Consider the following 11,237-nt stretch of genomic DNA (forward strand, 5'->3'; position numbering starts at 1 on the left):
CCTACGACGTGGCCTTGTCGTAGATGACGGCGATGGAGCCGGTCTCCTTCTTGAAGAGCGTGCCGTCGACCGTCTTCCAGCCACCCAGGTCGTCGATGGTCCAGAGCTTCTGGGGCGCCGGGAAGTCGGCCGCGAACTCCTTGGCCACTGCCGGGTCGACGGGGCGGAAGCCTGCCTGGGCCCACAGCTTCTGGGCCTCTGGGGTGAAGAGGTAGTCGTTGAACGCCTTGGCCTTGGCGAGGTTGGGGCTCTTGCTCAGCACGGCGGTGGGGTTCTCGATCTTGAAGGTGGTCGGCGGCGTGACGTGCTCCACCGGGTCCCCGCTGCGCTCGGCGAACAAGGCCTCGTTCTCATAGCTCAGCAGCACGTCGCCGGTGCCCTGCAGGAACGTCTCGGTCGCCTCGCGCCCCGACTTCGGCTGCACCTTGACGTGATCCGTCACCAGCTGCTCGATGAAGGCGAGCCCCGCCTTGGGGTCCTTTCCACCGTCGCTCTTCGCGGCATACGGCGCCAGGAGGTTCCACTTGGCGCTGCCCGAGCTGAACGGGTTCGGGGTGACGACCTCGACGCCCGGCTTCAGCAGGTCGTCCCAGTCCTTGATGCCCTTGGGGTTGCCCTTGCGGACGACGATGGTGACGACCGAGCCGAACGGGATCCCCTTGTACTGGTTGGCGTTCCAGTCCTTGGCGACCAGTCCCGCGTCGACGAGGCGGGTGATGTCCGGCTCGACCGAGAAGTTCACGAAGTCAGCCGTCGCCCCTGCCGCCACCTTGCGCGACTGGTCTCCCGAGGCGCCGTAGGACTGCTGGAACTGAATGCCCTTGCCGGCCTCGGTCTTGTTGAACGCGGGGATCACCTTGTCGTAGCCGACCTTCGGCACGGCATACGCGAAGAGGTTGATCGTGCCCGTCTTGGCGGCGGCATTCTCGGCGTCCGCGGCGGCACCGACCGTGTCGCTGGCTCCGCCGCCGCCACAGGCGGTCATCACCATCGCGCCGACGGTCGCGGCGGCGGCCAGGGCGAGGCGGGGGTGACGGCGGGTCGACTTCATCGGAGCTCCTTGGTTGCCGTGAGGCGTTGGATGCGCACCCTGCGCATCTCCTATTTGACAACTAGGAGTTTGGATAGCAATTTGTTATCGGTCAAATAACGTGACCTTATGTCTCGCATCGTGGAAGGGCCGGGACTGGCACGTATGCCGCGCGCCGGCCACCGCGCGGAAGTCAGGACGCGCGTGGGTCAGGAGAAGTCGCGACCGCGCAGGACGACGTGCTCGGGGGCCGCGAGCGCGCGGATCTCGCGTCGCGGATCGGCCGCGTAGACCACGAGGTCGGCGTCTGCACCCTCCTCCAGCCCAGGTCGGCCGAGCCATTCGCGAGCGCCCCAGGTCGCGGCGTACAGGGCCTCGTCGGTGGACAACCCCGCCTTGGTCAGCTCATGGGCCTCGTCGGCCACCAGTCCGTGCCGCAAGGATCCCCCCGCGTCCGTGCCCAGATAGATGGGTATGCCGGCGTCCCGGGCCGCGCCGATCGTGGCGTAGCGGCGTTCGTGGAGCGCGAGCATCCGGCGGTGGTAGTCGGGGAACCGGTCCCTGGCAGGCTCGGCGACGGATGGGAAGGTCGCGATGTTGACCAGGGTCGGCACGATCGCGATCTGCTGCTCCGCGAACTGCGCGATGGTCTCGGCCTCCAACCCGGTCGCGTGCTCGATGCAGTCGGTGCCCGCCGCGGCGAAGTCGTAGAGCGAGGCCTCGCCGAAGCAGTGGGCGGTCACCCTGGCGCCCTCGTCGTGGGCGGCGGAGATCGCATCGGTGAGCACGTCGACCGGCCAGCAGGGCGTGAGGTCGCCGGCGTCGCGGTCGATCCAGTCGCCCACGAGCTTGACCCACCCGTCCCCTGCGCGAGCCTCGATCCGGACGCGCTCGACGAGCTGGTCGGGCTCGATCTCGTGGGCGTAGTTGCGGATGTAGCGACGGGTGCGCGCGATGTGGCGGCCGGCCCGGATGACCTTGGGCAGGTCGTCGCGCTCGTCGATCCACCGGGTGTCGGCGGGCGATCCCGCGTCGCGGATGAGCAGCGTCCCCGCCTCGCGGTCGGCCAGCGCCTGGGCCTCCGCGGTCGCGTCGTCCACCGCGCCGTGGGCGTCGAGCCCGACGTGGCAGTGCGCGTCGACGAGGCCGGGCAGGACGTAGCCGCGCAGCGTCTGGACGTCGGATCCGCTCCCGCTCGGCCGTTCGAAGGTCAGCCTTCCGCCGACCACCCACGCCTCGGGCCGCACGTCCTCGGGGCCGACGAGGACCTCACCCTGCAGGTGCAGCACCGTTGCCGTCATGTCGCCGACCCTACCGGCGCAGGGAACTCACCCAACTGGACCGATATTCACGCCTGGCCCGCGCAGGTATCGGTCCAATTGGTGAATTGGACCTGCGGGGGTCAGCGGGTCTCGGTGAGCGGCCGGACGAAGCGGCGAAGCGCCTCGACCACAACCTCCGGAGCGTCGGTGTGCACCCAGTGAGTGGCGCCCTTCACCGTTACCTGGCGCACCTTCGGGAACAGCGCCCGCATCGAGGGCAGGTCCTCGTCGGTGATGTAGGACGACTCCGAGCCGGCGATCCACAGGACAGGCCCGGCAAAGGGCGGGAGCTCGGCGGCGGTCTCGGGCCAGTCCGCGATCACCGAGCCCGCCCCCCGGGCGGCATCGGCGGCGAACAGCTCGAGGTTGGCCTGCCAGCGCCAGGAGTCGCCGTCGCGCCGGAGGTTCTGCAGCAGGAACGCCTTCACACCCGGGTCGGGTTCCTCGAAGCGCGCCTCGGCGTCACGCCGGCTGGCCAGCTCTCCCAGGGGCAGCCGCTGCATCTCCTCGATGTAGCCGCTGAACCGCTCCAGGCTGCCGTAGCTCTTGGGCGCGATGTCGACGACGACCAGCCTCGACACCAGCTCGGGGTGCTCGAGGGCCAGCAGCATCGCGGTCTTGCCACCCAGGGAGTGCCCCACGACCACCCACGACGCGTCGGCGTCGATGCCGCGCAGGGTGTCGGCGACGGCCGCGGCATACCCCTCGAAGGAGAACTCCTGTGACCACGGGGACCGGCCGTGGTCCGGGAGGTCGACCAGGGTGCTGCGCGCACCCCTGCCGTCGGGTCCGGCGAGCGCCTTGGCGATCTGCGACCAGTTGCGCCCCTGCCCGAAAAGCCCGTGGAGAAAGGCGATTCGCGGCCCTGCGGTGCCGACCGAGAGGGTGTGCAGCGGTGCTGCGTGGCTCACCTGCCGAGGAACTTCTCGAAGCCTGCGGGCAGCTGGTTGGGGTCGAGGTCAGCGGGTATGCCGCCGTCCCCGGCGCCTCCTCCGAAGGCGGCCCCGCCACCGCTCGCCTTGGCGGCCGCGCCCTTCTCGAGGGCTGCCCGCTCCTCGGCGGCCCGCTTCGCCGGGTTGCCCGACTTGGACTTCTTGCGCTGTGGCTGCTGCTGGCGGCCCTTCTTGCCGCCACCCATGCCCGGCATTCCGGGCATCCCGGGGATGCCGCCACCGCGCGCGAGCTGCTTCATCATCTTCTGCGCCTCGGTGAACCGCTCGAGCAGCCCGTTCACCTCGGACACCTGCACCCCCGAGCCCTTGGCAATGCGCAGCCGGCGCGATCCGTTGATCTGCTTGGAGTGGGTGCGCTCGAACGGGGTCATCGACCGGACCATCGCCTCGATGCGGTCGAACTCGCGCGGGTCGAGGTTGTCGAGCTGGGCCTTCATCTGGCCCATGCCCGGCATCATGCCGAGCATCGCCTTCATGCCGCCCATCTTCTTGAGCGCCGACATCTGCTGCAGGAAGTCGTCGAAGGTGAAGTCCTCCTCGGCGAGGAACTTGCGCTGCATCTCTTCGGCCTGGCTGCGGTCGAACGCCTTCTCGGCCTGCTCGATGAGGGTCAGGACGTCACCCATGTCGAGGATGCGCGAGGCCATCCGGTCGGGGTGGAAGACCTCGAAGTCCTTCACGCCCTCGCCGGTGCTGGCGAACATGATCGGACGACCGGTCACCGAGGCGACGGACAGGGCGGCGCCACCACGGGCGTCGCCGTCGAGCTTGGACAGCACGACGCCGGTGAAGTCGACGCCAGCCTGGAACGCCAGGGCCGTCTCGACCGCGGCCTGGCCGATCATCGCGTCGATGACGAACAGGACCTCGTCGGGCTCGATCGCCGTGCGGATGTCGGCGGCCTGCTGCATGAGGTTGGCGTCGACGGCCAGGCGTCCGGCGGTGTCGACGATGACCACGTCGTGCTGGGCGCGGCGCGCCTGGTCGATTCCGGCTCGGCTGACCGAGACCGGGTCGCCGAACGAGCGGGTGCCCTCACCCGTCGGACCGACGGCGTCGTGGCCCCCGATGTTGCCGCGCTCGGGTGCGAACACAGGCACGCCCGCGCGCTCACCGACGACCTCGAGCTGGGTGACGGCGTTGGGTCGCTGCAGGTCGGCGGCCACGAGGATCGGCGTGTGGCCCTGCTCCTTGAGCCACCGGGCGAGCTTGCCGGCGAGGGTGGTCTTGCCGGCGCCCTGCAGACCGGCGAGCATGATCACGGTCGGCGGGTTCTTGGCGAACGCGATCGTGCGCGTCTGGCCACCGAGGATGCCGATGAGCTCCTCGTTGACGATCTTGACGACCTGCTGGCCCGGGTTGAGGGCTCCCGACACCTCTGCCCCGAGGGCCCGCTCGCGCACGGCGTGGGTGAACGCCTTGACGACGGGCAGCGACACGTCGGCGTCGAGCAGCGCGAGCCGGATGTCGCGGACCGTCGCGTTGACGTCGGACTCGGACAGCCGGCCCTTGCCCCGCAGGTTCTTGAAGGTGGCTGTCAGGCGGTCGGAGAGTGAGGTGAACACGGGCCCAAGGTTAATCGACCCAGGGTCCTGCGCCGGACGCAGCGCCAGAAGGTGGTCCGCGTGCAGGTATCCGTCCGATGCGGGGCACGACGAGGGCCCGGGCCTGGCCGGGAGACCCCGTTCGCGACTCGGCGCTGGGTCGCGCGGCGAACTGGCGCCGGCGTTCGAGGAGCCCCAGCGGCCCGCGGTCCCCTTGCGCGAGCCGCTCCAGCCCACGGACGATCCGCTCCTCCTGGGGCGCCTCTCCGCTCGGGTTCTCCACGTGCCACTCGTTGGCGGCGACGCCGTCGATGGTGCGCAGGATGGCGGTGCGGACGACCAGCCCGTATGCCGCGAGCAGCCCCGCGGTGTCAGCGAACAGTCCCAGCCGGTCGCGGTCGAAGACGTCGATGCGGTAGGACCCGCCCTGCGGACGGATGATGACGCGGGGGTCCCCAGCCGCCACCGACTGGAGGTCGGCCTCGTCGACGGTGGCTGTCTCGGCCGGCGGTGGCACGCTGCCTTCCTCCCAGCCCTTGCGGGCTCCTTCGGCGAGCTGGGCCAGCAGGGTCGCCCGCCAGTCGGTCCAGGCCTGCGGGCCGGCGGCGCTCGCGTCGGCCTCGGTCAGGGCCACGAGCAGGTCGAACACCTCGCGCGAGCCGCCCACCGCGGCCCGGGCCGCGGTGACCGTGCCTGCGTCCTGGTGGTCGCGGCGGGTGGCGAGGTCGATGAGGGTGAGGTGCTCGCGCACGAGCGTGGTGATGACCTCCACGTCGGCGGCGGGGTACCCCAGCCTCGTGGCGATGGTCCGGGCGAGGGGAGCTCCGGTGGCCGAGTGGTCGTGGGCACCCCGGATCTTGCCGATGTCGTGCAGCAGGGCGGAGAGCAGCAGGAGGTCGGCCCGGGTGACCCCGCGCACCAGTCCGCCGGCGAGGACGACGGTCTCGATGAGGTGCCGGTCGACGGTGTGGCGGTGCACGGCGCTTCGCTGCGGGCGAGAGCGCACGGCTGCCCACTCGGGCAGCCAGCGGTCGATGATGCCGGCCTGGTCGAGCCCCTCCCAGACGGCGACGAGGCCGGGACCGGTCGCCAGCAGGTCGGCAAAGAGGTCGCGAGCGATCTCCGGCCACGGCTCGGGCAGGGTGGGTGCCTGGCCGGCGAGGTTGGCCAGCGTGGTCGGGGCGATGGGCAGGTGGCTGCGGGCGGCGACGACTGCCGCGCGCAGGGGCAGCAGCGGGTCGCTCGACAGGGTGCTGCGCGGTCCGAGGACCACCTCGCCGTCGTGCTCGAACATGCCGAACCCGAGCGGGTTGAGCTGTGGGCGACGCGGTCCGACGCGCAGGGTGCGGGCTCGCTGGGACTGCCCGGCGCGGCGCACCGTGCCGTCGAGGGCGTAGGCGATGGTCCGGCCGGCGTCGGCGACCGCCGTCATCATCTCGTCGGAGTCGCCGTGGCCGAGCAGCGCCGACACGGCATCGTGGTCCTCACGGGTCAGCCGGTCGCGGCCACGGCCAGTGACCACGTGGACGGCGTCACGCGCGTCGAGCAGGGTCTGGTGGGCCTCGTCGACCCCCACGTGGGGACGGTCGGTCAGCCAGGCAGCCACGAGGGCGCCGAGCACCGTCATGTCTCGCAGGCCGCCGTGGGCCTCCTTGAGGTCGGGTTCAAGGCTCTGGGCGAGCTCGCCGTGGCGGGCGTGCCGGGCCTTGAGGCTCTCGACCAGCTGCGGCAGCCTGCGCCGGGCGTTCGCGCGCCAGTCGTGCGCGACGGTCGAGCGGGCTGCGGCCACCACCTCGGGGTCGCCGGCCACGCATTGGAGGTCGAGCAGTCCGACGGCTGCGGCGAGGTCGCCGGAGGCGACCGTCCGGCACTGGTTGACGGTACGCACCGCGTGGTCGAGCTTCACGCCGGCGTCCCAGACGGGGTACCAGACCCGGTCGGCCAGTCCGCGCAGGTCGTCACCGCTGAGTGAGCGCCCGTAGTGCAGCAGGACCAGGTCGACGTCGCTGAGCGGCCCGGCGTCACCCCGCGCGAGGCTGCCGACCGCGGCCAGGGCGATCCCCTCGGTCGAGCGGCCGTCCAGGGCCACCTTCCAGACCTCACCGAGCCAGCCCCGCGTGAGGGACGCGATCGCGTCGCGGCGGACCGGGCCGGCCCCGGGGGCGTCGAAGCCCCTCGCCCCCGCAAGGTCGAGGCGGCGGGCCGCCAGGTCGGTCTGCTCGATGGTCACGTGCTCCACCCTCCCCTTCCGACGTTTCGGAACGTGAGCCGTCGTGTTACGCCCGTGTTAGACGTTCCATGGCCGATGGCGCCCGGCCCCGCGAACGGGACCGGGCGCCATACCCAGTGGTTGGTGTGCTGCTAGAGGGCGTCGACGCCGCGCTCTCCGGTGCGGACCCGGACCACGTCCTCGACGGGGATGGTCCAGATCTTGCCGTCACCGATCCGGCCGGTCTGGGCCGCCTTGAGGATCACGTCGGCCACCGAGGTGGCATCGATGTCGTCGACGAGGACCTCCACCCGCACCTTCGGTACGAAGTCGACGGTGTACTCGGCGCCGCGGTAGACCTCGCTGTGGCCGCGCTGCCGACCGTATCCGGACGCCTCGCTGACGGTCATGCCGGAGATGCCGTAGGCCTCGAGGGCCTCCTTCACCTCGTCCAGCTGGTGGGGCTTGATGATCGCGGTCACGAGTTTCATGCCGATGCTCCCTCATGGGTCTTGGCAGGCTTGCCGGACGACGTGGTCGAGACTGCACCAGAGGAGCCGAACCGGCCACCCGTGAGACCGCTGAGGTCGTAGGCGCTCTCAGCGTGCTCGGAGAGGTCGACGCCCTGCGACTCCTGCGTGTCGTCGACCCGGAAGCCCATGGTCTTGTGGATGGCCAGGCCGATCAGGTAGGTCATCACGAAGGAGAAGACCAGGACCACGAGGGCACCAAGGACCTGCGCTCCGAGCTGCGAGAACCCGCCGCCGTAGAACAGTCCCTCGTTGACATCGAGGCCGGCAGCACCCGTGGGGCTGCCCTTGGTGGCCAGCAGGCCGATGAGCAGGGTCCCGATGAGACCACCGACCAGGTGGACGCCCACCACGTCGAGGCTGTCGTCGAAGCCGAACTTGAACTTCAGGCCCACGGCCAGGGCGCAGCCGGCGCCGGCAACCAGGCCGACGATCAAGGCACCGATGGGCGAGACCGTGGCACAGGCCGGGGTGATGGCGACCAGGCCGGCGACAACGCCAGAGGCCGCGCCGAGGGAGGTGGGGTGGCCGTCGCGGACCTTTTCCACGATCAGCCAGCCGAGCATCGCCGTGCAGGTTGCGGCCAGGGTGTTGACCCAGACGCCTGCGGCCTGCGTGCCGGCACCGAGGGCGGAGCCGGCGTTGAACCCGAACCAGCCGAACCACAGGATGCCTGCGCCGATCATGACCAGCGTCAGGTTGTGCGGACGCATGGGCTCCTTGGCGAACCCGATGCGTTTGCCGAGGACGATGGCCAGGGCCAGACCGGCTGCACCGGCGTTGATGTGGATCGCGGTTCCACCCGCGAAGTCGTAGGCGCCGGCGCCGCCGAACAGCAGCCCGTCCGCCTTGTTGGCGATCCAGCCACCCGTCTCAGCTGCATAACCGCTGAAGGCGAAGACCCAGTGGGCGGCCGGGAAGTAGACAAGGGTGGCCCAGACGACGGTGAATACGGTCCAGGCGGTGAACTTTGCCCGGTCCGCGATCGCGCCGGAGACCAGGGCCACCGCGATGATGGCGAAGACGACCTGGAAGGCGACGAAGGCCGGGGCCGGGATGCCGCCGGCTGCGGCGGTCCCGGTGGTTGCGTCTGCGGCGACGAAGCCGTAGATCTGGTCGAGAGTTCCCTTCAGTCCGAAGTGGGTGAAGGGGTTGCCCACGATGCCGCCGCCCACGTCCGGGCCGAAGGTCTCGCTGTAACCCCAGAGGATCCACACTGTGCCGACCGTGCCCATGGTGATGAAGCTCATCATCATCATGTTCAGCACGCTCTTGGTCCGAACCATGCCTCCGTAGAAGAGGGCGAGGCCCGGTGTCATGAACAGCACCAGGGCCGCCGCAGCAAGGACCCAGGCGGTGTTCCCGCTGTCGGTGAACGGCACGTCGGCCGCCACGAAAGTTATAGCGCTCATGCGGAGAACCATGCCGTCGGCGGATTTCGCGGAGAGCCACGACATGTTACGGGCGTGTTAGCGGATCCTCACATCGGTAAGCATCAGGTAACTGGATGGTCAACGTCTCACATCGTGGGAGCGTCTGCCCTGGTGAGGTATGCCGCGGGCGCGCCGCGGTCAGAACGCCGAGATCACTGCGGGTGCCCGTTGCGGGCGGCTGAGACCGCGAACCACCGCGGTCTGGCCGTGGCGGCGGACCGCGACGCCGGTGAGCAGCCCGAGCACGGGAGTGATGACACCCTCGGGATAGGTCGGGGTGTGGAGCCCGACACTGGCGGCCAGGTCGTCGCCGTGGACGACGAGCTCCATCATCCGCGTCGTCAGGAAGTCCTCGGTCGTCAGCGACCAGCCCTGCCACGGGATGAAGATCGTGTCCGGGTCGCGAGGTGCCGCGAGCAGCCCCGGGAGGTCGTCGGCCCACTCCCCAGCCAGCTCGAGCACGACGTGGGGGCCGACCTGGGCGCCGTCGTTCTCACCGTCACGGATGGACACGTTGGCCTCGTCCTCCGGACCGGCCTCCACCCACGCAGCCCGGGCGTAGTGGTCCAGCAGCGCGATCGGCGGCGCGTCGTCGGGCTCAGCCCGCAGGCCGCGCACGGTGTTGCCGGCCTGCTTGAGCAGGTGGTGGGTGAGCCCTCCCACGGTCATGCCCGCGCAGGCGCTCTCCTGCTCCCAGGCATCGCGCACCTGCGGTCGGGCAGCCAGCTCGAGGGACAGGTCGACGGCCCCCAGGAACGCGGTGACGTGCTCGCCTCTGCTCACGCGACGACCCTAACCGGCGGCACCGACGGGGTCGCGGCTCGATCGGTCGATGTCCTCCGGCTCTCCGTCGGGTGGAGTGGCAGGTGACCCGCCGCGAACGCGGGCGAAACGGTCACGGAGCCACGCGGCATACCTCTCGAGGGGGAGGAACGCGAGCATCATCACGAGGTGTGGCCAGAAGGCGATGGTGATCGCGCCGTAGGTCATGGCGTGGAAGACGAACCACCCGCCCACCGCCCGCCGCCGCCACTTCTCGGAGAGCAGGAAGATGACCGGCGAGGTGAGCTCGGCTCCCATCAGCACCCACTGGAACCAGTGCAGCGTCCAGGGCACCTCGAGCAGCCACTGGGCCATCGGGGTCCCGCGTCGCACGACCGCCCGGACCATGGTCGCCGAGTTGACCCAGTCCCAGCCACCGAACCGGACCTTCGCCCAGGACGAGAGGAAGTAGGTGGCGATGGCCGCCAGCTGGACGGCCCGCAGCGCGAAGCCTGCCGCCTCGCTGCGACGGCGGTCCGACAGGTGGGCCAGCCCCACCGTCGGCAGCAGCGCGAGGGCGACCACGAAGTCAGCACGGTCGTGGTCGACCTTGCCGTAGGAGAAGGCGACGTACTGGTACCAGACCCAGCCGACGGCGACTGTCCAGCCGAGCACTCGTGGCGCCCGGCCGGTCATCGCAGCCAGCGCCGCGAGCACGCAGCCCCACTTGAGGACCTGGACGAGCAGGACCGAGGCAGCGGGCAGGTGCAGGATCCTGCCCATGACCAGCGGTTCGTACCAGACGGGGTCTGCGTAGCCGTGGTACCAGCCGGAGGTGTGCAGCAGCACCACGTCGACGATGACGAACGCGAAGACGAGCACCCGCAGCGCCGCCACCCGGGACACCGGCATCGGGGCGAACAGCCAGCCGGACAGACCCTGCGCCCCACGTCGGCGCCAACCCGTCAGGGCACGCGGTCCCGCGCTCATGGCGCCTCCCACTGTGCGAGCACCTCGGTGCGCACCTCGCCGGTGGGCTTGCGGTCGACCACGACGATGAGGCGGCGCACGACGCGCAGCGCGGTCCACTCGGCCGCCGTCGGGCGCAGCTCGGCATGGCTGCGCGCCAGGGTGCCGAGGCGGGACGGGTCGGCTTCGATCTGGGGGATGCGACCCTCGACCTCGGCGCGGTTCAGGCCGACGTTCTCGGGCGTGAGTGGCGCGCGCACCCACGTCCCTGGCGCGTCGGCGGTCTGGACCTCGATGCCGGTCGACCACACCGAGCCGGTCGCGGCCTGCGACGTGGAGAACATCCGCCACGGCCCGAACGGCCACCAGTGGTCGTCGCCCACGAGCGAGCCCGCGCAGAACACGACGGTGAAGGCGAGGACGACAGCCACGCGCCACGCCTTTGCCACTCGACCGAGTCGGTCCACCCCCGTCTCCACGCGCTC

At 70.6% G+C, this 11,237-nt stretch carries 10 protein-coding genes; all 10 read right to left on the reverse strand.

The features are described 5' to 3' along the window. Position 1 precedes the first annotated feature (1 nt). Positions 2 to 1,051 (reverse strand): sulfate ABC transporter substrate-binding protein, encoded by a 1,050-nt coding sequence (locus AC1DS4_RS08745; protein ID WP_477623360.1) that lies wholly within the window; start codon positions 1,049 to 1,051, stop codon positions 2 to 4. Between the two features lie 188 nt (positions 1,052 to 1,239). Beyond that, a complete protein-coding gene (locus AC1DS4_RS08750) occupies positions 1,240 to 2,331 on the reverse strand; it encodes an amidohydrolase family protein (protein ID WP_477623359.1) in 1,092 nt (363 codons plus the stop codon). Between the two features lie 101 nt (positions 2,332 to 2,432). Continuing rightward, complete coding sequence (locus tag AC1DS4_RS08755) at positions 2,433 to 3,263, reverse strand: alpha/beta fold hydrolase (RefSeq protein ID WP_477623358.1); 831 nt, start codon at positions 3,261 to 3,263, stop codon at positions 2,433 to 2,435. Continuing rightward, a complete protein-coding gene (gene ffh, locus AC1DS4_RS08760) occupies positions 3,260 to 4,870 on the reverse strand; it encodes a signal recognition particle protein (RefSeq protein WP_477615480.1) in 1,611 nt (536 codons plus the stop codon). The genes AC1DS4_RS08755 and ffh overlap by 4 nt, the downstream gene beginning before the upstream one ends. Before the next feature lie 10 nt (positions 4,871 to 4,880). Next, positions 4,881 to 7,079 carry a [protein-PII] uridylyltransferase gene (locus tag AC1DS4_RS08765; protein WP_477646021.1) on the reverse strand — a complete coding sequence of 733 codons (2,199 nt, stop codon included), beginning with the start codon at positions 7,077 to 7,079 and terminating at the stop codon, positions 4,881 to 4,883. 131 nt (positions 7,080 to 7,210) lie between these two features. Beyond that, positions 7,211 to 7,549 (reverse strand): P-II family nitrogen regulator, encoded by a 339-nt coding sequence (locus tag AC1DS4_RS08770; protein WP_344131170.1) that lies wholly within the window; start codon positions 7,547 to 7,549, stop codon positions 7,211 to 7,213. After that, on the reverse strand, positions 7,546 to 9,000 hold the full coding sequence (locus AC1DS4_RS08775) for an ammonium transporter (protein ID WP_477623356.1): 1,455 nt from the start codon (positions 8,998 to 9,000) through the stop codon (positions 7,546 to 7,548). Before AC1DS4_RS08775 ends, AC1DS4_RS08770 begins: the two co-directional genes overlap by 4 nt. Positions 9,001 to 9,159: 159 nt before the next feature. Continuing rightward, a complete protein-coding gene (locus tag AC1DS4_RS08780; RefSeq protein WP_477623355.1) occupies positions 9,160 to 9,804 on the reverse strand; it encodes a maleylpyruvate isomerase N-terminal domain-containing protein in 645 nt (214 codons plus the stop codon). 9 nt (positions 9,805 to 9,813) lie between these two features. Beyond that, positions 9,814 to 10,773 (reverse strand): hypothetical protein, encoded by a 960-nt coding sequence (locus AC1DS4_RS08785; RefSeq protein ID WP_477623354.1) that lies wholly within the window; start codon positions 10,771 to 10,773, stop codon positions 9,814 to 9,816. Then, complete coding sequence (locus AC1DS4_RS08790; protein ID WP_477623353.1) at positions 10,770 to 11,231, reverse strand: hypothetical protein; 462 nt, start codon at positions 11,229 to 11,231, stop codon at positions 10,770 to 10,772. Before AC1DS4_RS08790 ends, AC1DS4_RS08785 begins: the two co-directional genes overlap by 4 nt. Between the last annotated feature and the right edge of the window lie 6 nt (positions 11,232 to 11,237).

It is taken from the genome of Pedococcus sp. P3_C7, assembly GCF_056402615.1.

Coding starts and splice junctions, on each gene's coding strand:
- AC1DS4_RS08745 (WP_477623360.1), bottom strand. CDS start 1,051: ATGAAGTCGACCCGCCGTCACCCCCGCCTCGCCCTGGCCGCCGCCGCG.
- AC1DS4_RS08750 (WP_477623359.1), bottom strand. CDS start 2,331: ATGACGGCAACGGTGCTGCACCTGCAGGGTGAGGTCCTCGTCGGCCCC.
- AC1DS4_RS08770 (WP_344131170.1), bottom strand. CDS start 7,549: ATGAAACTCGTGACCGCGATCATCAAGCCCCACCAGCTGGACGAGGTG.
- AC1DS4_RS08775 (WP_477623356.1), bottom strand. CDS start 9,000: ATGAGCGCTATAACTTTCGTGGCGGCCGACGTGCCGTTCACCGACAGC.
- AC1DS4_RS08785 (WP_477623354.1), bottom strand. CDS start 10,773: ATGAGCGCGGGACCGCGTGCCCTGACGGGTTGGCGCCGACGTGGGGCG.